The 23,913-nt window shown below is 43.9% G+C and carries 22 protein-coding genes; 15 read left to right on the plus strand and 7 right to left on the minus strand.

All coding sequences use genetic code 11. The features are described 5' to 3' along the window. Positions 1–142 precede the first annotated feature (142 nt). Positions 143–1,000, plus strand: a complete 858-nt coding sequence (locus LZZ98_RS10355; RefSeq protein ID WP_237787781.1) for an alpha/beta fold hydrolase — start codon at positions 143–145, stop codon at positions 998–1,000. A 58-nt stretch (positions 1,001–1,058) separates the two neighbouring features. Here the strand turns inward: LZZ98_RS10355 and LZZ98_RS10360 are convergent, their stop codons facing one another. Together LZZ98_RS10360 and hcaR are read right to left on the minus strand one after the other, a co-directional pair. Then, entirely contained in the window at positions 1,059–1,730 is a 672-nt protein-coding gene (locus LZZ98_RS10360; RefSeq protein WP_237787782.1) for a DUF1345 domain-containing protein, read from the minus strand. A 287-nt stretch (positions 1,731–2,017) separates the two neighbouring features. Continuing rightward, a complete protein-coding gene (gene hcaR, locus LZZ98_RS10365) occupies positions 2,018–2,917 on the minus strand; it encodes a DNA-binding transcriptional regulator HcaR (protein ID WP_237787783.1) in 900 nt (299 codons plus the stop codon). Positions 2,918–3,199: 282 nt separating this feature from the next. Here hcaR and hcaE point away from each other — a divergent pair, with 282 nt between their 5' ends. From hcaE to LZZ98_RS10410, 9 genes are all read left to right on the plus strand, one after another. Then, positions 3,200–4,567 (plus strand): 3-phenylpropionate/cinnamic acid dioxygenase subunit alpha, encoded by a 1,368-nt coding sequence (gene hcaE / locus LZZ98_RS10370; protein WP_092819097.1) that lies wholly within the window; start codon positions 3,200–3,202, stop codon positions 4,565–4,567. Further along, positions 4,564–5,082 carry a 3-phenylpropionate/cinnamic acid dioxygenase subunit beta gene (hcaF, locus tag LZZ98_RS10375; RefSeq protein WP_086174028.1) on the plus strand — a complete coding sequence of 173 codons (519 nt, stop codon included), beginning with the start codon at positions 4,564–4,566 and terminating at the stop codon, positions 5,080–5,082. The genes hcaE and hcaF overlap by 4 nt, the downstream gene beginning before the upstream one ends. After that, positions 5,082–5,408, plus strand: coding sequence for a 3-phenylpropionate/cinnamic acid dioxygenase ferredoxin subunit (gene hcaC / locus LZZ98_RS10380; RefSeq protein WP_076752998.1), 327 nt, complete (start codon positions 5,082–5,084; stop codon positions 5,406–5,408). Before hcaF ends, hcaC begins: the two co-directional genes overlap by 1 nt. Positions 5,409–5,410: 2 nt before the next feature. Beyond that, the gene (hcaB, locus tag LZZ98_RS10385) at positions 5,411–6,229 is read left to right on the plus strand and encodes a 3-phenylpropionate-dihydrodiol/cinnamic acid-dihydrodiol dehydrogenase (RefSeq protein ID WP_237787784.1); all 819 of its coding nucleotides are present in this window, start codon (positions 5,411–5,413) and stop codon (positions 6,227–6,229) included. Between the two features lie 66 nt (positions 6,230–6,295). Continuing rightward, positions 6,296–7,258, plus strand: coding sequence for a 3-carboxyethylcatechol 2,3-dioxygenase (locus LZZ98_RS10390; RefSeq protein ID WP_237787785.1), 963 nt, complete (start codon positions 6,296–6,298; stop codon positions 7,256–7,258). Positions 7,259–7,269: 11 nt separating this feature from the next. Then, the gene (gene hcaD, locus LZZ98_RS10395; protein WP_237787786.1) at positions 7,270–8,502 is read left to right on the plus strand and encodes a 3-phenylpropionate/cinnamic acid dioxygenase ferredoxin--NAD(+) reductase subunit; all 1,233 of its coding nucleotides are present in this window, start codon (positions 7,270–7,272) and stop codon (positions 8,500–8,502) included. 168 nt (positions 8,503–8,670) lie between these two features. Further along, entirely contained in the window at positions 8,671–9,579 is a 909-nt protein-coding gene (locus LZZ98_RS10400; RefSeq protein WP_237787787.1) for a DMT family transporter, read from the plus strand. A gap of 421 nt (positions 9,580–10,000) precedes the next feature. Next, positions 10,001–10,939, plus strand: a complete 939-nt coding sequence (locus LZZ98_RS10405; RefSeq protein WP_237787788.1) for a cation diffusion facilitator family transporter — start codon at positions 10,001–10,003, stop codon at positions 10,937–10,939. A gap of 75 nt (positions 10,940–11,014) precedes the next feature. Then, positions 11,015–12,070: an MBL fold metallo-hydrolase gene (locus LZZ98_RS10410; protein ID WP_237787789.1), complete on the plus strand. Its 1,056-nt coding sequence runs from the start codon at positions 11,015–11,017 to the stop codon at positions 12,068–12,070. Positions 12,071–12,092: 22 nt separating this feature from the next. Here the strand turns inward: LZZ98_RS10410 and LZZ98_RS10415 are convergent, their stop codons facing one another. Next, entirely contained in the window at positions 12,093–12,494 is a 402-nt protein-coding gene (locus LZZ98_RS10415) for a DoxX-like family protein (protein ID WP_237787790.1), read from the minus strand. A gap of 358 nt (positions 12,495–12,852) precedes the next feature. Between LZZ98_RS10415 and katG the strand changes: the two genes are divergently transcribed. After that, a complete protein-coding gene (gene katG, locus LZZ98_RS10420; protein ID WP_237787791.1) occupies positions 12,853–15,045 on the plus strand; it encodes a catalase/peroxidase HPI in 2,193 nt (730 codons plus the stop codon). A gap of 193 nt (positions 15,046–15,238) precedes the next feature. Here katG and LZZ98_RS10425 read toward each other — a convergent pair whose 3' ends face one another. Next, positions 15,239–16,426, minus strand: coding sequence for a DUF4268 domain-containing protein (locus LZZ98_RS10425; protein WP_237787792.1), 1,188 nt, complete (start codon positions 16,424–16,426; stop codon positions 15,239–15,241). Between the two features lie 296 nt (positions 16,427–16,722). Beyond that, positions 16,723–17,358: a TetR/AcrR family transcriptional regulator gene (locus LZZ98_RS10430; protein WP_237787793.1), complete on the minus strand. Its 636-nt coding sequence runs from the start codon at positions 17,356–17,358 to the stop codon at positions 16,723–16,725. A 94-nt stretch (positions 17,359–17,452) separates the two neighbouring features. Here LZZ98_RS10430 and LZZ98_RS10435 point away from each other — a divergent pair, with 94 nt between their 5' ends. The 3 genes from LZZ98_RS10435 (at position 17,453) to LZZ98_RS10445 (ending at position 20,113) form a co-directional block, all read left to right on the plus strand. Then, positions 17,453–19,120 (plus strand): acyl-CoA dehydrogenase family protein, encoded by a 1,668-nt coding sequence (locus LZZ98_RS10435; protein ID WP_237787794.1) that lies wholly within the window; start codon positions 17,453–17,455, stop codon positions 19,118–19,120. 226 nt (positions 19,121–19,346) lie between these two features. Further along, positions 19,347–19,727: a YkvA family protein gene (locus tag LZZ98_RS10440; RefSeq protein WP_237787795.1), complete on the plus strand. Its 381-nt coding sequence runs from the start codon at positions 19,347–19,349 to the stop codon at positions 19,725–19,727. Positions 19,728–19,912: 185 nt separating this feature from the next. Then, positions 19,913–20,113, plus strand: a complete 201-nt coding sequence (locus tag LZZ98_RS10445; RefSeq protein WP_237787796.1) for a DUF7230 family protein — start codon at positions 19,913–19,915, stop codon at positions 20,111–20,113. Here the strand turns inward: LZZ98_RS10445 and ptsP are convergent. Continuing rightward, complete coding sequence (ptsP, locus tag LZZ98_RS10450) at positions 20,110–22,407, minus strand: phosphoenolpyruvate--protein phosphotransferase (protein WP_237787797.1); 2,298 nt, start codon at positions 22,405–22,407, stop codon at positions 20,110–20,112. The genes LZZ98_RS10445 and ptsP overlap by 4 nt on opposite strands. A gap of 88 nt (positions 22,408–22,495) precedes the next feature. After that, on the minus strand, positions 22,496–22,972 hold the full coding sequence (locus tag LZZ98_RS10455; RefSeq protein ID WP_086198437.1) for an RNA pyrophosphohydrolase: 477 nt from the start codon (positions 22,970–22,972) through the stop codon (positions 22,496–22,498). A 182-nt stretch (positions 22,973–23,154) separates the two neighbouring features. Between LZZ98_RS10455 and LZZ98_RS10460 the strand changes: the two genes are divergently transcribed. Beyond that, positions 23,155–23,805 (plus strand): HAD family hydrolase, encoded by a 651-nt coding sequence (locus tag LZZ98_RS10460; RefSeq protein WP_237787798.1) that lies wholly within the window; start codon positions 23,155–23,157, stop codon positions 23,803–23,805. The last annotated feature ends 108 nt before the right edge of the window (positions 23,806–23,913 follow it).

A 23,913-nucleotide genomic window follows, 5' to 3' on the forward strand; every position in this document is an offset into this window, starting at 1 on the left:
ATTTGATCGTAAATTTGTATCAGTTTGACCGGTTTGAACAGGTAATATAAGGCGGTAAAAAAGTAAATTTCACCGAGTCAACTTGACGTTAAATTCTGAATCAAGATGGAAACGCAAGCTAAAGACTGTACGAGGAGTATGTATGAGCACTGTTCAAATCCCTGAATATACAACAGATCCATTCTTTGGCTTAGAAGACAAATGGATTGAAACTGCAGAAGGTGAGTTGACTCACTATCACGAAGTGGGTGAAGGTACGCCTATTCTGTTTTTGCACGGTTCAGGTACTGGTGTATCTGCTGCGGCAAACTGGTGGTTAAACTTGCCGCAAATTGGTGAGCAGGCACGTTGTATCGCCATCGACACCATTGGTTATGGTCAAACTGTAGTTGCACCAAATACTGCTTATGGTATCCGTGCCTGGGTAGACCATGCGGTGCGTACTTTAGATGCACTTGGCATTGAAAAAACCTGGTTGGTTGGTAACTCATTGGGCGGCTGGTTGGCATTCCAAATGGTACTTGATTACCCTGAACGTGTATTGGGTATTGTGTCTATGGGTACTGGCGGTGCTAAACAGACTGCAGCACTTAAAGCGCATGCCAACCCGGTATTGACTGAAGAAGGCATCAAGAAAACATTGTCTATGTTCGTGGTGAACAAAGACCTGATCACCGACGAATTGGTGAAAGTACGTTATGCTTCTGCTGCAAATGACTATGCATCGAATCGTTTGATGGACGTAGTGGGCGCACGTGACCGTGACCGTTTCGAATTCCCGCTTGATTTCGAAAAAATGAAAGACATTACTGTACCAGTATTGTTGATTCACGGTGTACAGGACGTGGTCATTCCAGTTTCACGTACTTGGGACATTTTAAACACTGTGCCGAATGCTGATGCGCACATTTTCAGCCAATGTGGCCACTGGTCTCAAGTGGAAAAAGCTGAAGAGTTCAATACTGTTATTAAAGACTACTTAACTGCTCGTGGTGTTTAATCACAGCTGTTAAAGATAAAAAAGGATGACTTCGGTCATCCTTTTTTTATGAGCATATTCAAGGGCTAATAAAGTTCGCTGCCACATTGATAATGATGGCCAGAATAGTCGTGTTAAATCCGTAAGCCAGAAGCAAGTGCAAGGTATTTAGTACCCGCATTTTGGAGTGGCTAACGGATACATCAGCAGTTTGTGCAGAAGTACCCACGATATAACTAAAATATAAAAAGTCGGGATAAGTCGGCTTAGGGGTTTTCGGAAAATCCAGTCCACCTTCATTATTCTGGTCTAATGCCAAATAAAAGTCATGCGCATAATGAATCGCAAAAATTGTATGTATCAGGAACCAGGCTGAAGTAATGGTCAGCATGGATAAAATTAAATGACCCGTTCGAATCGCAGTATTGCTAGGCAAATTATTCACTTCAATAATAATCGCGATGAAACAAATAATTAAAGTGAGGATCACCAGAAAAAGAATCAGCCATTTACTGGCATCCTGTTGTTCCGCACGTTGCAGGATATGAGCATGGTCAACATGCCAGAGTTTTTTGAGGGTAAGCAATAAATAAGTATAAACAGCAAGATTCCAGCTCATTAAAAGACAGGTCGACCAGCTCCATGCGGTCATGAACTGAAAAGCGGCATAAAGTACCGCAATAAAAGGAAAGATCAGGAAGAAATGAAGATGGTGCCGAATCCCTGTTTTTATACGGAGCAGTAGCTGCATGGTTATCATCTCCTTTATGGTTGTTTTTGTTTTGTAAATTTTAAAAAGCCTGTGAAGAATTTATTAGACTTAAGTTGTAATTTTTTGCTGATGAAATATTGATTATAAGTCCTTAAAAGAAAAGTTATGAGTTATTTCCTATTAATGCCGTGTTGATGATATGAAAAATGAGTAAGACTTAAGTCTAAGCGGGTTTAAAAATACACAAATTGAAATAAAAAAAAGCCCCATTATTTATTAGCAAAATAATGGTGGCTTTAATTCAGCGCAAAAGTGTAAAAAATTAATTAACCGCGATTAATGTTCAGATAAAACACATGGGTCAGTAATTCAATAAATTTTTTCACTGCCCCAGAACTGCTGTTTTTATGGTAACTCACATACAGGTCGAGGTAGGGCAGTTCCACATCTAAGGCACGAATCACGGTATTGTTCATGGTGAGCGGAGCGACATAACCTGGCAGAATGGTACAGCCTAGGCCCATCCCTACAGAGTTGATGTTAAACAGGATATTATCGGCTTTTTGCACAATATTGAATTCAATGCCATTAGCATGGGCAAAATCCATAATGGCATTATGCAGCGTTAAAGACTGTTCCGCAGCGGGAATAATAAAATCTATACCATTCAATTCTTTAACGGGTATGCGTTCATATTTAGCCAAAGGATGATTTTCTGGCAAAATAAAGATCAATGGCTCGCGCAGTACGAATAAACTTTCAATTTCATCGCTATTAAAGTTGTGTCGGGTAAAGGTGATATCGAGCTCGCCTTTTTTCAGCAACTTCATTTGTTCATTGTTGTTTAAACTGAGCAAATCAATTTTTAAATCAGGGTTTTGCACGCGCAAATTCGGCAACACATAAGGGAAAATTTTCATTTCCGCCACCGGAACGAAGCCTATACGCAGCATTTGCTGTTTGGCTTGAGACACCTGGCGTGCCATGGCAACGGCTTTATCTGCCTGTGCCAGGGTTAAGCGGGCCTGTTCGAGAAATACGGCACCTTCTTCAGTCAGCTCAACCTTACGTTTGGTACGATAAAGCAGTTTTACCCCGACATCTTCTTCCAGGTCTTTAATTTGCTGGCTTAAAGAGGGCTGGGCGGTATAAAGCTTTAGTGCAGCCTTACTGAAGTTAAGTTCTTCTGCAACGGTGATAAAATAGCGTAGGTGTCGTAATTCCATATAACTCGTCCAAAAGAGTAATCCAAAAAATGTCTTACTATATTTTTGTAGCAGTATAATCTATAAACAACTATGAGGTGAAGATTATTCTGCCATTTAGAAAATAAATGATCTTGCATTTTCTATTAGTGTTTAAATATATAAAGCACAGTTTTAAATAATCCATAAAATATCTTAATTGAAACAAAAAAAATATTTCACCAAAACTGGCTAAAAATCCATTATCGCTGAAAAGTTGAGTCTATTTACTTTGTGCCGTTACTGGTCACAGGAGAGCTTTTCATGAGTGGAAAAATTGATGTGCGCGAAATCGACGCTTTAGTCGATGCACAAAATGGACGTATCTCGCCGTCGATCTATACAGATCCAGATCTATACGAACTAGAACTTGAACGTGTGTTCGGTCGTACCTGGTTGTTCCTTTGCCATGAAAGCCAGATTCCTAAGGCTGGTGACTTCTTCAATACCTACATGGGCGAAGATCCAATTATTGTGGCACGTCAAAAAGACGGTTCAATCAAAGCATTCTTAAACCAATGCCGTCACCGCTCTATGCGTGTGAGCTTCGCGGACTGTGGTAATACGCGTGCATTCACTTGCCCATACCACGGCTGGTCTTACGGTATTGATGGTTCTTTAAAAGACATCCCGCTTGAAGAGCGTGCTTTCCCGCAAGGCGCATGCAAAGAGCAATGGGGTCTGGTAGAAGTTAACCGTGTTAAATCTTATAAAGGCTTAATCTTCGGATGCTGGGATGAAACGACTCCAGATCTGGAAGAATACATGGGTGATATCGCTTGGTACCTCGATGGCGTATTAGACCGTCGTCCGGGTGGTACTGAAATCATCGGTGGTGTGCACAAATGGGAAATCGAGTGTAACTGGAAATTTGCAGCTGAACAGTTCGCATCTGACCAATATCACGCATTGTTCTCTCACGCATCTGCAATTCAGGTGTTGGGTGCAAAACCAGATGATGATTCAACCAAGAAATTAGGTGCTGCACAAACTGCCCGCCCAGTTTGGGAAACTGCCAAAGACGCGATCCAGTACGGTTCACGTGGTCACGGTTCAGGCTTCTTCTTCACAGAAAAACCAGACGCTAACGTATGGGTGGATGGCGAAGTGGCGAATTACTTCCGTGAAACTTACGAAGAAGTAAAAGAACGTCTTGGTGAAGTTCGTGCGCTGCGTCTTGCAGGTCATAACACCATGTTCCCAACATTGTCTTGGTTGAACGGTACTGCAACACTTCGCGTATGGCACCCACGTGGTCCTAACAAAACTGAAGTTTGGGCATTCTGTATTGCCGATGCTGAAGCTTCTCAAGAAGTGAAAGAAGCATTTGAACGTTCTGCAACTCGTGCCTTCGGTCCTGCTGGTTTCCTAGAGCAAGATGACTCTGAAAACTGGATCGAAATCCAAAAAGTTTTACGTGGTTATAAAGCGCGTAAGAACCAGTTGATTATGGAAATGGGTAAAGGCAACGAGAAAGTTCGTGAAGATGGTATCCCGGGTATCACCAACTATATTTTCTCTGAAACTGCAGCACGTGGCATGTATCGCCGCTGGGCAGATTTATTGATCCATGAAAAATGGGAAGACGTGGAAAAAGCAGCTGACGAATATGAGAAGGAGCTTATGAAATGAGTCAGATCAGTTTAGAACTTCAACATCAAATTAGTCAGTTCCTCTATCGTGAAGCAAAATTGCTTGACGACTGGAAATTCCGCGATTGGTTAGCTGTGCTGTCAGAAGATATTTCTTACACATTGCGTACCACACCAAACGCTCAAACACGTGACCGTCGTCGTTCGATCGAGCCACCTACAACTTGGGTATTTAACGATACTAAAGATTTGCTGGAACGCCGTGTTGCCCGTCTTGAGACAGGTATGGCATGGGCCGAAGAACCTCCTTCACGTACCACTCACATGGTGTCTAACATCATCGTTGAGGCAACGGAAGTTGAAGGCGAATACGACGTTTACGTGACTTACCTGTTGTACCGCACCCAGAAAGAAAAAGATGTCACCATCTACTGTGGTAAGCGTCACGACAAAATCCGTAAAGTCGATACTGAACAAGGCTTTGAGATCTTCAATCGTAAGATCACCCTTGATCAGGTGACTTATAACTCACATAACCTGAGCGTGTTCTTCTAATGAATAAGATTTTTGTTTGCCAAGTTGACGAATTAGACGAAGGCGAAGCATTGAAAGTGGATTGCGGCGTAAACGGTATCGAAGCGCTTGCAGTCTTCAACAATGGCGGTGAGTTCTTCGCAATGAACGACCGTTGTTCTCATGGTAATGCTTCTATGTCAGAAGGTTATCTTGAAGACGATGGTACTGTAGAGTGCCCACTTCATTCAGCACGTTTCTGTTTGAAAACTGGTCAAGCATTATGTTTACCAGCAACCGATCCAATCCAGACTTTCCCGGTGATTGTTGAAGATGGTCAGTTATTTGTAGAGATGGCAGGAGAGTAATCATGGGTTGGCTACAAGGCGAAGTTGCACTCATTACCGGTGGTGGTTCAGGCTTAGGCTGGGCACTGGTTGAACGTTTCCTGGAGGAAGGTGCACAAGTTGCAGTTCTTCAGCGTTCAAAAGCAAAAGTGGATGCATTAAATGAACACTTTGGCGGTAAAGTTCTTGCGATCGAAGGCGATGTAGCCAGCTATGAAGACAACGTCCGCGCTGTTAATGCGACCGTTGAGCATTTTGGTAAGCTCGATTGTTTCGTTGGAAATGCAGGTATCTGGGATCACTACGCAGATATCGTCAATACATCTGGTGAACAGCTGGAAAAAGCCTTTGATGAAATCATGGGCATTAATACCAAGTCACTCATCTTGGGTGCCAAGGCTGCACTGGATGCATTGATAGCTTCTGAAGGTTCTATCATATTTACTTTGTCTAACTCTGCACTGTACTCAGCAGGCGGAGGCCCTATTTACACTGCATCTAAGCATGCTGGTGTGGGCGTGATGAAAGAACTGGCTTATGAGCTTGCACCTAAAGTACGAGTGAACGCAGTTGCACCCTCAGGTATGAATGTAAATATCAAAGGTGCAGCATCTTTAGGCCAGGAAAACCTTGGCTTATTGGATGCCCGCGATCCTGAAAAAATTGGACGTGGTATGCCGCTTGGCTTCTTACCAGAACCTGAAGATATGACTGGTTCATATGTATTACTGGCTTCTCGTCAAAACAACCGCCCATTGACCGGCGTTTTAATTAACGCGGAATGTGGCTTAGGTATTCGTGGTTTACGTCAGCCACGTGCCGGCTTCTTTGATGAGATCTAATCAGCCTAAATCGTAATGGACTTACTCGGCAGCCTGATCAGGCTGCCTTCCGTTTAGGAGTCACTCATGGCCGTTAAACTCATTTGTGCATCGCACAGCCCGTTAATGGAATTCGCTTCACCGCAAGAAAAGCATAAAGAACAAGCCGTTCGTGAAGCTTTTGCCAAACTTGCCCAAGAAGTTGAAGACTACAATCCAACTTTAATCATTACTTTTGGTCCAGACCATTTCAATGGTTTCTTTTATGACCTGATGCCAAGCTTCTGCGTGGGTATTCGTGCCAAAGCAGCGGGGGACTGGGATTACGGTAAAGACAATGACCACATTAATGTGCCTGAAGAAACAGCCATTAATCTAGTGCGTCGTGTGTTGGATGAAGGTGTGGATGTTGCGTACTCATATCGTATGCAAGCCGATCATGGCGTGACTCAGCCATTGCATTTCTTGTGTGGCGGTCAGCTTGACCGTTACCCAACAATTCCAGTTTTCATCAATGGTGCAGCTGCGCCAATGCCAACCACCAAGCGTACCGTGGCGTTGGGTCGAGCAGTAGGTCAGTTCATCAAGTCATTGAACCTTGAAAACGAACGTGTACTGGTACTCGGTACTGGCGGTCTTTCCCATGATCCACCAACGCCGCAAATGGGCTCAGTGCCTCCAGAAGTGGAAGAATTCTTGATTTGTGGCCGTAACCCGTCTGAAGAATCACGTAATAACCGCCAGGCCAAAGTGATTTCAGTAGGTCAGCGTCTTGCTGCTGGCGATAAATCAGTCTCAGTGCCGCTCAACCCTGAGTGGGATCGCGCATTGCTGGAAACTTTTGCCAAAGCAGACTTTGCTGCAATTGAGGCAATGACCGAAGCTGAAATTCGTGTCGAGGGTGGTCGTGGCGGTCAGGAAGTTCGTTCCTGGATGGCTGCGTTTGCTGCATTACATGAAGTTGGTGAGTATGAAATGACAACTCACTGCTACGAAGATATTAGTGAGTGGATTGCGGGCTTCGGCATCGTATCTGCAGAATTGAAATAAGGATTGAACCCATGAGCCAAAATGCTATCGAAACCATCGTTATCGTCGGTGCTGGTCAAGCTGGTGCTAGCGCCATTTTAGAACTCCGTGCCAACAAATACGAAGGCAAAATCATTTTGGTGGGTGATGAAACACATCTGCCGTATGAACGTCCGCCTTTGTCTAAAGATGTGATCTTAAAGCCAGAGGAAACCAAAATCGAAATTCTGTCAGAACAAAAACTGGCAGATTTGGGTGTGGAAACCATTCGTGGCAATGGCGTGGTGAAAATCAACAGCGAAGCAAAAACCATTGAACTTAAAAATGGTGATGTGGTTGCTTATGACAAGTTGCTGCTTGCCACTGGCGGTGCAGCGCGCCGTTTACCCAACTTCGATGCTTTGGGTAAACACGTTTATACGCTACGTAACCTTGAAGATTCACAAGCACTGGTTCCTGTACTTCAAGCCGGTCGCCGTTTGATCTTGATCGGCGGTGGTGTAATCGGTTTGGAACTTGCATCATCAGCACGTTACAAAGACTGTCAAGTGACCGTAATCGAAATGGGTCCTATGGTGATGGGCCGTTGTTCACCACGTATCTTGAGTGAATTCCTGCTTGAGCAGCATCGTCAAAATGGTGTCGATGTGCGTCTTTCTACTCAGATTGCTAACTGCAAACTGGATGGCGAAGAAGTGGTTGTAACTCTTGAAGGTGGCGAAGAACTTCGTGCCGATGCGGTGGTTTACGGGATTGGTATTGTGCCGAATGCACAGCTTGCAGTAGATGCCGGTCTGGATGTTGATGTTGCCATCAAAGTTAATGAAAACTGCCAGACTTCAAATGCTGACATTTATGCAGCAGGTGACGTAGCCACTCAGCTTCGTGAAGATGGTCAATACCGTCGTGTTGAAACCTGGGAAAATGCCAACCTTCAGGCAGGTATCTTCGCGCGTCACGTGATGGGTGTAGAACATCCGAAAGCCAATCCGGCCTGGTTCTGGACTGATCAGCTCAATATCAACTTCCAGTTTGTGGGTGATATGGCGGCAGCTGAATGGGTGATCCGTGGTGAAATGGATGCAGCTAAAGGCGCAGACAATTCATTCGTGATGTACGGTGTGACCGACGGTCAAATTGTTGCCGGCATTACCGTGAATGCCGCGAAAGAAATGCGTCATTTGAAAAAAATGATCAGCAAAAACACCACTTTTGAAGCAGAAAAACATCTTGATTTAAGCCTGGATTTACGCAAAGTTGCTTAAGTTTTATTGAGATATTTTTGGACAGACCTATGCTTTGCATAGGTCTGTTTTTTATGCGCTATATCTGATGAATTTATCGAAAATTAAACTTTTATCTCAGCGCTGATCCGCTGTACGCTAGTTCCGAAGTTGCTGATTCAGGACTTCTTGGCCTCGTTCAGGAGACTTATGAGTTCTTCATCATCACTGCCGGTCACGGCAAGTATTTACGTCTTATTGGTACTGATCTGGGCCACTACGCCACTGGCGATTGTCTGGAGTGTGCAGGAAGTGCACCCGATGTGGGTGCTGATTATCCGGTATTTTGGCGCTTCAATCATTGCCTTATTCCTTTTAAAGCTTATGCGTGATCCGCTGCCTTTTGATCAGACTTCGTTAAAAAGTTATGTGGCGGGAAGTTTGAACCTGATCGGTGCGCAGCTTTTTATTTACCTTGCCGCGAACTATTTAACTTCAGGTTTAATGGCGCTGATCTTCGGTTTTTCACCGCTGATCGCCGGTCTGATCGGGCATGTGATTTTAAAAACCCAAAGACTGATCTGGCTACAATGGCTGGGTATGGCGATTGCGGTTTCAGGTTTGACCTTCGTCTTTGCCGATTCTGCCGACAGTAAAATCAATCCGATTGGTGTGGTCTTGATGCTGATCAGTATGGTGTCTTATATCAGCTCGATTTTCTGGGTCAAACAGATCAATGCGCCTTTGAGTCCGATGTCTCAGGCTACCGGTTCACTTCTGGTATCGGCAGCCGGTTCACTGCTCCTGATTCCATTTATCTGGCAGCATATGCCGACCCGTCTTCCAGGCACCGAGGCCATGATTGGTTTTGTCTTTACCATGATCATGTCCTCTATTGTAGCCATGCTGTGCTACTTCTGGCTGATTCGTCGTTTGGCCGCTTCTACTGTATCGCTCAGTAACGTGATGACGCCGATTATTGCTTTGATACTCGGAGCAACCTTAAATCATGAGCATATCAGCCCAAATGCCTTTGCCGGTATTGTGGTGGTGATGTTCGGGATTGTGCTGTATTTCTGGAAAGAGTGGCGTGAACAGTATTTTTCTAAACTGCGTTAATACAACGGGGCAGATAAAACTGAAAAAGAAAGCTTCGGCCCACTACTGCCCCATAGTTGAAGTACATGTATTAGATTCGCGAGTGTGGCAGGGATGCCACACATTCCCCATCACGACAGGATGTCGTATGCTGGTTCAGTATTAAAATATAATCCAAATTATGGGACAGCAGTGGCTTCTGCTTCTTTTTGATTAGGTTGGCATCTGTGTAAATCGCGAAAAATGCATCACATTTCACGGTAGGGTTTCATCTGCAACATCTATCTGGGGGTTGGCGAAATAATCAACAGTTACGCTAAAAACAACAAAAGAATAAACCACGACAGCAATCACATTGAGTACTATGCAAAGAGCTATAAAAATCAAATAGATCTATTTGATAACAATAACGCTTAGCAAAAAATGTTTAGGACAAATTTGAATGTCTGATTCGAACAAGATTGTGGTTTATGCGGCACTGGCAGGTAATCTTGCAATTGCTTTGGTCAAGTTTGTCGCGGCATATATCACCAACAGTTCAGCCATGCTCAGTGAGGCCATTCACTCGGTGGTAGACACACTGAACGAAATTTTGCTGCTCTATGGCATGAAAAAATCCCAGCAGCCGGCAAACTACAAGCATCCTTTTGGTTATGGCCGTGAACTGTATTTTTGGGCCTTTATTGTGGCACTGATGGTGTTTGCACTGGGTGCCATTGTGTCTATTTATCAGGGCATACAACACGTATTACATCCCGAAGAAATGCTGAATCCCACCATCAATTATATTGTTTTAGGGATTGCGATTGTATGTGAAGGCACCTCATGGTTTGTGGCCTTGAAAGCGTTCCGTAAGGTGAAAGGCAAGCAAGGCTATTTCGAGGCGTTTCGACGCAGTAAGGATCCCACCACCTTTACCGTATTATTTGAAGATACCGCTGCTTTATGCGGGCTGTTGATTGCCTTGATCGGCATTTATTTGGCGCATGCCTTGAATATTCCTGAACTGGATGGCGTGGCTTCGATCCTGATTGGTATAGTATTGGCGGTTTCTGCTATCTTACTGGCCCGCGAAACCAAGGGCTTATTGCTGGGTGAAACGGCCGATCCAAAACTGCGTAATGACATTTTGCTGATTGCGCAGCAAGATGAGGCGGTACAGTCGGCCAATGGCGTGTTGACTGAACAGATGGGGGCACATCAAGTACTGGCTTCCTTAAGTCTGGAATTTGAAGATAACTTGAGTTCGGATGATATTGAGGCTTGCGTCAACAGAATTGAAGCGAAAATTAAACAGATTCATCCGGAAATTGTGGCATTGTTTATCAAACCGCAAACCAAACAGGTGTGGTTGGAACGTATGCAAGGACGTTTGGAATAAAACGTGATATATATGGCATGGCATTCAGAATATCGGATTCTGGATGTTGCGGTCACACTAAGAAATTAAATGTACATGAAGCAAAAGCCTGAGCAATTACACTTTCAACTCCCGACCAAAGCATGCTGGTCACATACCTGGCGTCAGCCTTCATTTCAGTTTATGTATTCGAATCACCATAATGGTGAGCGATTCGTCAATGCCTTACCCCGGCCAGCAGGGCGTGGTCGCGCCGACTTGATAAAATGGCTGTTAACCCGCAAGTCATCCACATGGAATGTCGATAGCGCTAAGGAACATGCCGAATTCCATGCGAACAAACGTGCCATTCCCCAGAATCGTCCTCAGGCAAATATGGATGATTGGCAAGTGTGGTTTGTCGGACATGCCACGGTGCTGTTGCAGATCGGGCCATATAATTTATTAACCGATCCGGTCTGGGGTGAACATGCCGGCCCTGCGCAAGGCAAAGGTTCGAAACGGGTTATTCCTGCGGGCATTGCCCTGGAAGAATTGCCGACCATTCATGCCGTGCTGCTCAGTCACAATCATTATGACCATATGGACTTGGCCAGCTTGCAGTGGCTACATGATAAATTTGCCATGCCGATTTATACTGGACTGGGTAACTCCTGGTATTTGCCTAAAAATTTCCATGTGCTGGAAATGGACTGGTGGCAATCGTCTTTATTGCATGAGTTAAAAATTATCTATACCCCGGCGCAGCATTTTTCCGGTCGTGGCTTGCGCGATCATAGCCGGGCACTCTGGGGCGGATTTTCGGTGCTGACTGGAAAAGATCACTGTTTTTTTGCCGGAGATACCGGCTATTCACCGCATTTTAAAGAAATTCACAGCCGTTTGGGCGCACCACGTGTAGCCCTGTTGCCGATTGGTGCCTATGAACCGCGCGAGCTGATGGGTTATATGCACATGAACCCGCAAGAGGCTTTTCAGGCGCATCAGGATTTACATTGCAAATGTTCGCTGGCCATTCATTACCGAACCTTTCAACTGACCGATGAAAGTCGGGAACAGCCGGAAATCGACTTAAAGATCGCGATGAAAAACACTTCTAAACTGATGACACCTTTTATCTGTATACGGGAAGGGCGGCGTCTGGTGGTTTGATGTTGTGCAAGATGTTTATTTCTTAAGATGACGCTTGGCTCAGCTTTAACAGTTGAATGGCAAGCATTGAAAGGGAAATCATCGCCATATTCATCACGACCGGGTTAAATGCAGTGGTGAGTTGTAAGGGATTCGTGAGCATAATCAGCAGTAATAGCCCACTTAAGCCTAAAATATTAAGCTGATGGATTAAAATGGCTCTTGGCCAAATCACAAAAGTACAGCCAAACATCATTTCAATCATGCCCGATAGCGCAACACAGATTTTTGCCAGAGCTAGTTCTAGGCCCATGCTCTGCCAAATTGCAATTTCCGCAGTCGATTGAAAGAGTATTTTGGGTATTAATCCCTGATAAATCCAAAGTACCGCAAGCGTGATCTGAATAAGCCGAAGCGGTTTTTCCAATAGAGGCTGATGATTCACGAATGGCAGGTTCCAGAAAATACGGTCTGTTCTCAGCAGTAGCGATCATGCTTGATCAACATGATGTGAGGTATTCTTGCTTGTTATGGCCTCAATATAGCACATTATTTTTAATCAGAAATATTGTTCAAAATCTCAAATCCTGATTGTCTTTATCACCAATTGATAATGCAGTTCTAAAAATTTGACCTCTTGTTGTGAAGGTTGATAAATCCTGTTTTAGAATAGGCTTTTTCGATTGTTTTCATTCATATAACTTGCTTTCTATTGTCATAAAAAACAGCTATTTTGATGATGAGTTAGAAATTTTTAACGGTTCATGACAATCGTCATTTTATGATTAATTTGGAGCTCAGATATGAATAAGGATATGCAAAATACAGCCAAATGCCCGTTCCACCAAGAGGGTGGCAATACCAATGCCGCCAGCTCAAATATGGCTTGGTGGCCCAACGCTCTAAATCTTGACATTCTTTCTCAACACGATAAAAAAACCAATCCGATGGACCCGGATTTTGATTATGCTAAGGCATTCAATTCACTGGATTTAGAAGCAGTGAAACAAGATTTACGCGAACTGATTAACAGCAGCCAGGACTGGTGGCCATCGGACTACGGCAGCTACATTGGCATGTTTGTGCGTACTGCCTGGCACTTGGCCGGTTCTTACCGCAAACAGGACGGTCGCGGCGGTGCCAATACCGGTAACCAGCGTTTTGCACCATTGAACAGCTGGCCAGATAACGTCAACACCGATAAAGGCCGTCGTCTGCTTTGGCCGATTAAACGTAAATATGGCAATAAAATCTCTTGGGGCGATCTGATCATCCTGGCCGGTACAGTGGCGTATGAAGAAGCCGGTCTGAAAACGTTTGGTTTCGGTGGCGGTCGTCAAGACATCTGGCACCCTGAAAAAGACATCAATTGGGGTTCTGAAAAAAAATGGCTGGATGCCACCAAAAACCGTTATGAAAATGACCAGGATCGTAAGTCATTAGACAATTCGCTTGCTGCTGTGCAGATGGGTTTGATTTACGTGAACCCTGAAGGTGTGGATGGTGTACAGGATCCGCTGCGTACTGCACAGGATATGCGTGTGACCTTCGACCGCATGGGCATGAATGACGAAGAAACCGTTGCCTTGACTGCAGGTGGTCACACCATTGGTAAAGCACACGGTAACGGCAAAGCTGAATTGCTGGGTAAAGATGTTGAAGGTGCAGATGTCGAATTCCAGGGCCTAGGCTGGCATAACCCTGAAGGTACCGGTAACGGTGCCAATACCATGGTCAGTGGCCTGGAAGGGGCTTGGACTACCCATCCAACCAAATGGGACAATGAATTCTTCTATTTATTGTTCACCTATGAGTGGGAAAAAACCATCAGCCCGGCAGGCGCGAAACAATGGGAACCGATCAACATCAAAGAGGAAGATAAACCTGTTGATGCACACAACCCGAATGTGCGCCGTAACCCGATGATGACCGATGCCGATATGGCGCTGAAAATAGACCCTGAATACCGCAAAATTGCAGAGCGTTTCTACAAAGACCCAGCTTATTTTGCTGAAGTGTTTGCGCGTGCATGGTACAAGCTGACTCACCGTGACATGGGGCCAAAATCGCGTTATTTAGGTGCCGATGTTCCTGCTGAAGATTTAATCTGGCAAGACCCGATTCCATCGGTGAATTACGTGTTGTCTGAAGCAGAAGTTGAAGAACTCAAAGCGAAATTGCTGAACAGCGGTTTAAGCACAGCCGAGTTAATCAACACCGCTTGGGACAGCGCGCGTACTTTCCGTGGTTCGGACTATCGTGGCGGTGCGAACGGTGCACGTATCCGCTTGGCGCCGCAAAAAGACTGGGTGGGCAACGAACCTGAACGTCTGGCGAAAGTATTGGCGAAACTTGAAGAAATTCAGGCTGGTCTTGAGAAGAAAGTCAGCATTGCCGACCTGATCGTATTGGGCGGTACGGCTGCGGTGGAACAAGCGGCTCAGGCTGCAGGTGTGGAGATTAAAGTTCCATTCACGCCGGGACGAGGGGACGCCACCCAAGAGCAGACCGATGTCTATTCATTTGAAGACTTGTTGCCAAAACACGACGGTTTCCGTAACTGGCTAAAAGAAGACTACACTGCTCAACCTGAAGAATTGCTGTTAGACCGTGCTCAGTTACTGGGTTTAACTGCACCGGAAATGACGGTACTGGTCGGTGGTATGCGTGTACTGGGTACCAACTACGCGGGTGCGAAAGAAGGCGTGTTTACAGACCGTGAAGGCGTGTTAAGCAATGACTTCTTTGTGAACCTGACTGACATGGCGTACAACTGGAAACCGGTCGGCAAAAACCATTATGAGATTGTAGACCGTGCAACGGGTACAGCGAAATGGACTGCAACACGTGTGGACCTGGTGTTCGGTTCGAACTCGATTCTACGCTCTTATGCAGAAGTGTATGCGCAAGATGACAACAAAGAAAAATTCGTGAAGGACTTTGTTGCCGCCTGGACCAAAGTGATGAATGCAGACCGTTTTGATGTGAAGAAATAATTTGCATTGAGATGTAAAAAACCGCCTTGAGGGGCGGTTTTTATGTGAAACAAGGATATCTCATGTAAAAGCTGAATCTTACACACTTAGCTTTTTTATAGATTATAAGATATTGAAATTATTTGACTTATTTATTGAATTTCGTATAACGTGTATTATGTTAATTTTAGAAATTCTTTAAAATTAGTAAATATTAACTGATATTATTTAAGGCTTTATAAGCTTCACTTATTAATGGCTTAAATGCTTTTTCTAACCTTTCTATATTTTGCAAATGCCACTTAAAATGTTGTTCCCAAGATTTATTATCATATCCATCTACTAGTATTGATAATTGAATACGTGATGACTTTTTATCATCTAAACGCAACCACTCCAGAGGTTGTCCAAATACTTCTTCAATTTGCTGTTTATGCTGGCTAAAAAAATCGAATAGTAGTTTGTTCTCTTCTGCATTTGAACGCCCCATAGCAAATTCAACTCTTAGCTCTTTTTGTAAAAAAATTAGGGTATATGCACATCCTGAGATACCAGAACCAGTATTAAGCCAATGATCACTTTTTGGACTTATATTGTTATATAAACGATTATTAAATTTTGAAAAATATTCTAATAACTGTTCCCAGTATTGATATCTAATATCAGTTCTATCAGTGCGTTTAATCTTAACTGAAACTTCCGCAGCATCTTTCCTGTTTAAACGCACCATATATTCAGAAGCTTCTGGAACAGGAATAATTTGTTGGATTTGAACTAGAAGTTGTCCATTTAATATATATGGGGAAACTTTGACACATTTGACCTCAATACCGCGCTCAATTAACCATAATGCTGTACTAGTAACTTCTCGTCTAAATTCGCCTGCTACTAAAATTATATGCTGGCTATTTCCTAAATTAAGTGTAGGTATTTCCGTATCTAATTCTTGATTTTCTTCAAGGAACCTTTGAATAAGTGACTTTACTGTATGCTTGATTTGATCTAAATCATATGCATTATCATCGAGTTCGAGATATCTAGGTTTGTATTTAAGTAGATACTGTTCAAAAACATTTTCAATATCTTCTACAGTGAAAGTAGCCACATAAGAAGCATATTTGATAGCTTGCCAAACTGCATCACGTCCACTTTCATCTCGTTTATTCTCAATAAGAACTAATCTACCTTGGGTATCTAATGCTAATAAATCTAAACGTTCCCCTGTCCCATCAAAGCCCGAAAATTCTTTTTGAATAATTAGAAGCTCTTCACCTAAAGCTTTAGGATGACTAACTAGCCATTCTTGTAAATCATAACGTTCTGTCAGTTGTTGTTCACTCAGTTTTGTTCCACCAAGTGGCATTAATACTTTCTTATCAGTATCTACAGTAAATAAACTCATATCGCTTCCAAATGTATATGCTTTAAAGCTATTAGGGTCAGCCTAAGCACTTTTTCAATTTAAGATGATACAAGCATGCATCTATATATTATGCAAAGCATAATTAGATTATTTCTAATAAATTTAGAATCGTAAAATCCCCCCTATTTAACATAATGGTGGTTATACGAAGTGCACTTGCATATTAATTTAAATATCAATTACTTAAAAAATACACCCCCAATGCAAATATGCGTAAAAAGCCGGCTTTGAAACAAGTCGGTTTTTTTATGAGCGGCTTTGATATGTTTTGCCAATCAAAAAAGGACATTTTTATTAAAAATTAAGTTGACCAAAGTTTGAAAAATATCCTCCTCTAAAACCTCCCACTCCACAAATTCAGGCTTTACCAACAACGTCTGCGACACAAAGCCATAACAGACCCGTTGTACATTTAAACTCATCCGCGTGAGCTGTTCAGCATCCTGAATAAAAGGCGCGAGAATACTTTGCCACATCTGCACCATCATCTCATAACTTTTACGGTAACTCTCAATATTCGAAATCTGCCGTTCCAGCAAAAAAGTCTGCGCCCATAAGAACTGCTGCGCCTGAATCTGCTCAAGTTGATAATGAATCACCTGCTTTAAATAATCTTCCAAACTTAAATTTGTGGATAACTTGAGCAGGCTTTGTGCATAAGTCTTTAAGTCCTCGGCATTGTTTTTTACATGCCGGTGAATGGTCAGCGCAATCAAATCTTCCTTTTTAGAAAAATATTCATAGAACGTACCTAGGCCCACACCGGCCAAATCGGTAATCTCCCGAATGGTAATGTCATGTGCAGCACGCTCATGCAAAAGCCGAACAAAACTGTCCTGCAAGGCTTCCTGAGTCAGCTTGGCTCTTGACTGGCGTGGCTTACGCCGTACCTGTATCTGTGGATTTTTCATAAAAAGTTTGACCCAACAAAGCCGAACATCCCGTGGCTATTTTTTCTCTATACTGGAATGAAAAGCCCAGAACAACAAGCAGGAAATATAGACGATGAATACATCGAATCAGACATGGATGACCCATCAAATCAGCAACCAGTTTGATGAACTGCAAGATTACAATTTATTTTCATCAGATACGGTTTTACATGAAATATTGAAGCGTTATGGCAGCCATGACCAAGCAACCTTGTGTGATATGGGGAAAGTTGTCGGTTCATCTGAATATTATCAATATGCCGATTTAGCCAATAAGCACACGCCCATTCTGCATGCCTTCGATGCCCGTGGCCGCCGTAAAGATTACATTGAGTTTCATCCTGCCTGGCACAAATGGATGGAGCTAAATCGCAAGTTCGATAGCCATGCCCATCCATTTAATCATGCGGCATCTTCCTCCAAATGGGTGGAATGGGCAGCGCGTTTTTACTTAAGCGGACAGGTCGAATGCGGCAGTCTGTGTCCAACCTCAATGACTTTGGGCAGCATTCCCTTAATCCAACGGGAACCTGAACTGTGGGCCAAAATTGGCGAAAAATTATTATCTACCGAATACGATGAACGTGACCTGCCGATTGCTCAAAAGAAATCGATCTGGCTGGGGATGGGCATGACCGAAAAGCAGGGTGGTTCCGATGTGCGTGCCAATGAAACCCTGGCTGTTCCTGTCGCTGAATCAGGCCGTGGCCAGGCCTATTTGCTGACCGGGCATAAATGGTTTTTCTCGGCACCGATGTGTGATGCACATTTGGTCGTGGCCAAAACCGAACAGGACGGCTTGGCCTGCTTCTTTGTTCCGCGCTGGTTAGAGGATGGCACCAAGAACCATATTCATGTGCAGCGCCTCAAAGAAAAAGTCGGCAACCGCAGCAACTCCAGTTCCGAAGTGGAGTTTAAAGAGGCATGGGGCATCATGATCGGTGAAGCAGGACGTGGTATCCCAACCATTATTGAAATGGCCAATTATACCCGTCTGACCTGTTCTGTGGGCAGTACCGCCATGCTGCGTCAGGCTTTGGTGCAATGCCTTGCCTATACCCGTCAGCGCAAAGCTTTTGGCAAACATTTAGCCGAACAGCCGTTGATGCAAGCAGTACTCGCGGATTTAGCCCTGGAAACCGAAGCCGCGATGCACTTAAGTTTTCATTTGGCACATTGTTATGAATCGGATGATGCTCTGTCCGTGGCGTGGAAAAGAATCATGACACCAGCCTCCAAATTCTGGATCTGCAAGCGTGCAGTCGAATTGACTGGCGAGATGATGGAAGTGTTTGGCGGTAATGGCTATGTCGATAACGGCATCATGGCGCGTATTTTTAAAGAAGCCCCGGTCAATACCATTTGGGAGGGTTCGGGCAATGTGATGTGCCTGGATGTGCTGCGCGCCATTGGTCGTGAACCTGAATTGATTGAAGTGCTGTTTAAAGATTTGGCATCGACTGCATTAGAAGATGAAACGTTGAAAAATGAATTACAAAGCCTGTTTAAATTGTTGCAGCAATCTGCTGATGAATTGCAGTTTATGGGGCGCAGCCTGGTCAGCCGTCTGGTGATTTTGGCGCAAGCAGTTTTATTAAAACGTTATGCACCGGACTACGTGGCCGCTGCTTTTATTGAAACGCGTTATAGCGAATTTCATGGCCGTGTGGTGGGTATGATTGCAGCGAAGCAGGTGGATGTAGAACGGGTGTTGGAAAGGGCTTTGACTGAACAGAAATAATTTCACAATGAAGGCGCCTTTTCTTACGACATATATGGCTCAGGGAGAAGGCGGGGGAAGAGGGCTGGGATAATGCCAATATAATTTTAAAAGTACCTCTCCCTTCACCTGAATTTTACTTTGGTTGACACTTACACAAAAATAATCCTGAAACTGCAAAATTTATATTTATTTAAGAAAACTTATCTAACATATCATTGATAAATTTTTGATTTTCAGTACCTATATGTATCAAAAAATTAAACAATGGGCTAAAAGCATTAAAAAAGATGTGGTGGTCGTTTGGCTGGTGGCTAAAGATCAGCGAACGCCTGTCTGGATCAAAATATTGGCGCTGATTGTTGCGGCATATGCTTTATCACCCATTGATTTGATTCCAGATTTTATTCCAGTACTGGGATATCTGGATGACATTATTATTGTGCCCTTAGGTCTGTTATTAGTGATTCGGCTTACGCCTAAAGAAATTATAGAAGATTGCAGAAACCGTGCCTCACTATTAGCGGAGCGACCTGTAAACCGTTGGGCAGCAGGCGTGATTATTTTAATCTGGCTGCTGTTTCTGGGCTATTTGGCCCTGCATTTTTTGAATATGCAGAAATTGTAATAATTGATTTGTATAAAGACTTTAAATCTGAATTTAAGTTAATGAAATAAATAGGTTTTATTTAGGTTGAATTGATCTTTTACCCGAAATGTATCTGATCAGAAAAATCGCTTGAATTCTGTACAAAAAGGCGTATTATCACCATCCCATCGATAAGATGGCGAACATCAAACAGGTGAAAAAACATGGCAAAGAAAAAGCAAATGCCAGAGGTTGTGATTAACAACTTTGTGGCAAAACACATGCATGAGGTCAACAAAAGCCAGGTATTTGTAGACCGCAAGAAAAATGCAAAACGTGGCTATGACAAGCACAAAAAAGGGAGATACTCAAATGACTATCTCCCTTTTTTATTTCTGCTGTTTTGCTTTGATTTAAGCCTTTAAGCACCCACGATACGGGTTGCAGATTTCACCATATCCCCCAGACCATGGGTCTTGAAGTAATACTCCATCCAGCTCTTAATGATCAGCGGATTGCTCATTTTCAATACTCGTTCCAGCTGTTCTTGTGCATCGCTCATCGGTACATGGCAAATGGTTTTACGCACGCGCAGAATATTACTGGAACTCATTGACAGCGTATTAAAGCCCATCGCCATCAGCAGCACAGCCGCCAAGGGATCTCCGGCCATTTCTCCACAAATACTGACCGGTTTATCGTATTTATGACATTCGATCACCAAGCGTGACAACGCCCGTAATACGGCAGGGTGGAAGTGGGAATAGACGTTGGCAACCCGTGGATTGTTACGGTCTACCGCCAGTAAATACTGGGTCAAGTCATTGGAACCGACCGAGAAAAAATCCACCAGTTCAGAAAATTCTTCAATCTGTAACAGCACACTTGGGACTTCAACCATAATGCCAATTTTGGGCTTGGTAATTTTGACCTGTTCCTCTTCTTGCACCACTTGCCAGTCCCGATCCAGCAGATATAAGGCCTCTTCCACTTCGCTGACACTGGTCACCATTGGCAGCAAGATGTGCAGGTTATTCAGACCAATACTGGCTTTGAGCATGGCGCGAATCTGGGCAGAGAAAATTTCAGGATGATCCAGGGTAAAACGGATACCGCGCCAGCCCAGCGCCGAGTTTTCTTCTTCAATCGAGAAATAGGGCAGGTCTTTGTCCGCACCAATGTCGAGGGTTCGCATCACCACCGGTTTATTGGCGAAGTGGCTCAATTGCTGGCGATAAATCGCACGCTGTTCTTCTTCACCCGGGAAGCGGTCACGCAGCATAAACGGAATTTCGGAGCGGTATAGACCTACACCTTTGGCACCGCGCTGTACCCCGCGTACCACATCAATCATTAAGCCGGTATTCACATACAATTTGACCGCAACACCATCAGGGGTGATGGCATCCTTGGTTTCGTACTGTTTTAAATCCTTGGCAATCTGTTCTTCTTCTTTTTGAATTTCTTTATAGCGGCTACGCAAACGACGTGGCGGATTAATAAACACCCGACCCTGATGGGCATCGACAATCATTTCGACATCATCCAGGGTATTGATCGGCATTTCGGTTACACCAACCACAGTTGGAATACCCAAGGCACGTGCCACAATCACCATATGTGAATTCATGGCGCCTTCAGTGGTGACAATGGCGGCAATTTTATCTACCGGTAATTCCACCAGTGCCGCAGTCGAAATTTCTTCCCCAATCAGGATGCTTTCATCGGTCAGTTCACGATGGCTGGCGTCTGCTTCCTGCAAGAATGCCAAAATACGGCGCCCCAGATCTTTCAGATCAGAAACACGTTCGCGTAAATAGTCATCTTCCATTTGTGCAAACAGGGCAATATGACTGTCGATGACATTACGCACTGCACCTTGCGCCCAGTTACCATCACGAATTTCCGCCTTGATTTCAGCAGGCAGCGCATTTTCATCCAGCATGCGCAAGAACACGCTAAACAGTGCCCGCTCTTCTGCCATTAAGGCATCTTGCATTTTCTCATCCAGCGACAGGATTTCCTGGCGTACTGCATTTAAGGCATTATCCAGCAGTTGCAGTTCTTCACTGATATCGTCGGCTTCACGATCCGGTACTGCAGCCAGATCGGCAGGTGGATAGAGAATCACTGCACGGCCTAGGGCAATACCACCCGAACCCGAAATCCCCTGAAAAGTTTTATAAGCCGGCAAGGTGCTGGGCTTGCGGAACACATCAATATTGCCTACCGCATGTGCATGGGCAATTACACCGGAAAGTTGCGCACACAGGGTGACCAGAAAGGATTCAGCTGCTTCGCTAAAATCTTGGGATTCTTTATTTTGAACGACTAAAACGCCCATGACCTTACGGCGATACATCACCGGAACACCGAGGAAGGAATTATAAATTTCTTCACCGGTTTCTGGCAGGTACATAAAGCGTTCGTGCTTAGGTGCATTGTCCAGATTGACAATTTCTTCGCGTTGTCCAACCAGTCCTACCAGGCCCTCGCTAGTGTGCAAAGAAACATGTCCCACAGCTTCAGGATTCAATCCTTTAGAAGCCATGAGCAGATAACGCTGGTTACGCTCATCCAGCAGATAGATTGAGCAGACATCTACATGCATGGCTTCGGCCACCTGATTGACCATGATGTCGAGTGACTCGTGCAAACTGGTGGACGCATTGATTTCTTGCACAATGCGTCTTAAGGTATCCAGTTGCATATTCGACATAAAATCTGCTCCAAAAAAGATTTAAAACTATTTTTATTTATAACAACATGTCACTAAAAAATCTGCATTTTCATACGATTTTTTAAGTTTAGATGGAAGGTAACTGGTTACACAGTTCCACCATCGCTTTACGGTATACATCGCGTTTAAAATTCACGACCTGTCCTAATGGATACCAGTAACTTACCCATTGCCACTGGTCAAACTCGGGTGGGTCAGACAAATCCAGCTGAATATTACGGGCTGGAGCCGTCAGTTTGAGTAAAAACCACTTTTGTTTTTGACCAATACACACCGGATCTGAATCCGAGCGTATATACCGTTGCGGCAAACGATAACGCAGCCAACCTTTTGTTTGCGCTATAACTTGTACATGTTCGGGCAATAAGCCAACTTCTTCTCTCAGCTCACGGTAAAGTGCCTGTTCGGGGGATTCTCCATACTGGATACCTCCTTGTGGAAATTGCCAAGCATTGTGTCCAATGCGTTTTGCCCATAAAACTTGTCCAATGTCGTTTGCCAAAATGATCCCGACATTCGGTCGGAAACCTTCTGAGTCGATCATTTGGCTACCTAAATCTTCTGTAATGTATGACTTTTTGTTCGGGGATTGTTATTTCTATATCCATCTCGAAAAAAAGCACAGCTTAAATGTTAAAAATTGCTATGATCTTAACGAATTTCTATCGACTAGCGGAGATAGATTTACAATTTTTTTCTTAAATTGCAGTTTTTACGAGTATTTTCATGAAATTGGCTTTATTTGACCTCGACCACACCCTCCTCAATACCGATTCAGATTATTCATGGGGTGAGTTTTTAGTAACCGAGGGTTTAGTCGATCCAATCCGACATCGTCAGATGAATGACAAGTTTTATGAAGACTATAAAGCAGGGCAACTTGACCCGATTGCCTATAACGAATTCGTCTTTGAATTTTTAACCCAGCACGACAATGATTATCTGACCGAATTACATGAATTGTTCATGAAAAAAGTGATTCGTCCACAAATGCGTCCAGCAGGTTTTGCTGCAATTCAAAAACACAAAGATGCAGGGCATGAACTGGTCGGTATTACCGCGACTTCTGATTTTATTACTGCACCGATTTTTCATGAGTTTGGCATTACTGAAATTATTGCCACCAATGCAGAAGTGATTGAGGGCAAATATACCGGTAAAGTCATCAATACCGCGTGTTACCAAAAAGGCAAGCTGATCCGTCTGGAACAATGGCTTGAAGGACGTAATGTGGAAGAATCCTGGGCTTATTCGGATTCAATCAATGACCGCTTCCTGTTGGAACATGCCGACCATGCCATTGTGGTCAATCCAGATGATCGTTTAGCCCTTTTAGCCAAAGAGCAAAACTGGGAAATTCAGGACTGGTCAATTTAGGCAATTTGTTTTGACGGAGGGGAGAGCTGTATGGAATATGGCTGTTCTCTCCGCTTTAAAAGTTAAAAATAAAAGATGGATTGCACCGAAATCCTTGCATGTTTGAAG

The sequence above is a fragment of the Acinetobacter sp. SM34 genome (assembly GCF_022012365.1).
Lineage (GTDB): Bacteria > Pseudomonadota > Gammaproteobacteria > Pseudomonadales > Moraxellaceae > Acinetobacter.

What these genes read in the sequence shown, in the direction of transcription:
- LZZ98_RS10445 (WP_237787796.1), top strand. Translation starts at nt 19,913, where the DNA reads ATGGCAAAGAAAAAGCAAATGCCAGAGGTTGTGATTAACAACTTTGTG.
- hcaD (WP_237787786.1), top strand. Translation starts at nt 7,270, where the DNA reads ATGAGCCAAAATGCTATCGAAACCATCGTTATCGTCGGTGCTGGTCAA.
- LZZ98_RS10455 (WP_086198437.1), bottom strand. Translation starts at nt 22,972, where the DNA reads ATGATCGACTCAGAAGGTTTCCGACCGAATGTCGGGATCATTTTGGCA.
- LZZ98_RS10360 (WP_237787782.1), bottom strand. Translation starts at nt 1,730, where the DNA reads ATGCAGCTACTGCTCCGTATAAAAACAGGGATTCGGCACCATCTTCAT.
- LZZ98_RS10440 (WP_237787795.1), top strand. Translation starts at nt 19,347, where the DNA reads ATGTATCAAAAAATTAAACAATGGGCTAAAAGCATTAAAAAAGATGTG.
- hcaR (WP_237787783.1), bottom strand. Translation starts at nt 2,917, where the DNA reads ATGGAATTACGACACCTACGCTATTTTATCACCGTTGCAGAAGAACTT.
- LZZ98_RS10425 (WP_237787792.1), bottom strand. Translation starts at nt 16,426, where the DNA reads ATGAGTTTATTTACTGTAGATACTGATAAGAAAGTATTAATGCCACTT.
- katG (WP_237787791.1), top strand. Translation starts at nt 12,853, where the DNA reads ATGAATAAGGATATGCAAAATACAGCCAAATGCCCGTTCCACCAAGAG.
- LZZ98_RS10410 (WP_237787789.1), top strand. Translation starts at nt 11,015, where the DNA reads ATGAAGCAAAAGCCTGAGCAATTACACTTTCAACTCCCGACCAAAGCA.
- LZZ98_RS10355 (WP_237787781.1), top strand. Translation starts at nt 143, where the DNA reads ATGAGCACTGTTCAAATCCCTGAATATACAACAGATCCATTCTTTGGC.
- LZZ98_RS10405 (WP_237787788.1), top strand. Translation starts at nt 10,001, where the DNA reads ATGTCTGATTCGAACAAGATTGTGGTTTATGCGGCACTGGCAGGTAAT.
- hcaC (WP_076752998.1), top strand. Translation starts at nt 5,082, where the DNA reads ATGAATAAGATTTTTGTTTGCCAAGTTGACGAATTAGACGAAGGCGAA.
- hcaF (WP_086174028.1), top strand. Translation starts at nt 4,564, where the DNA reads ATGAGTCAGATCAGTTTAGAACTTCAACATCAAATTAGTCAGTTCCTC.
- LZZ98_RS10460 (WP_237787798.1), top strand. Translation starts at nt 23,155, where the DNA reads ATGAAATTGGCTTTATTTGACCTCGACCACACCCTCCTCAATACCGAT.
- LZZ98_RS10430 (WP_237787793.1), bottom strand. Translation starts at nt 17,358, where the DNA reads ATGAAAAATCCACAGATACAGGTACGGCGTAAGCCACGCCAGTCAAGA.
- LZZ98_RS10435 (WP_237787794.1), top strand. Translation starts at nt 17,453, where the DNA reads ATGAATACATCGAATCAGACATGGATGACCCATCAAATCAGCAACCAG.
- hcaB (WP_237787784.1), top strand. Translation starts at nt 5,411, where the DNA reads ATGGGTTGGCTACAAGGCGAAGTTGCACTCATTACCGGTGGTGGTTCA.
- LZZ98_RS10400 (WP_237787787.1), top strand. Translation starts at nt 8,671, where the DNA reads ATGAGTTCTTCATCATCACTGCCGGTCACGGCAAGTATTTACGTCTTA.
- ptsP (WP_237787797.1), bottom strand. Translation starts at nt 22,407, where the DNA reads ATGTCGAATATGCAACTGGATACCTTAAGACGCATTGTGCAAGAAATC.
- hcaE (WP_092819097.1), top strand. Translation starts at nt 3,200, where the DNA reads ATGAGTGGAAAAATTGATGTGCGCGAAATCGACGCTTTAGTCGATGCA.
- LZZ98_RS10390 (WP_237787785.1), top strand. Translation starts at nt 6,296, where the DNA reads ATGGCCGTTAAACTCATTTGTGCATCGCACAGCCCGTTAATGGAATTC.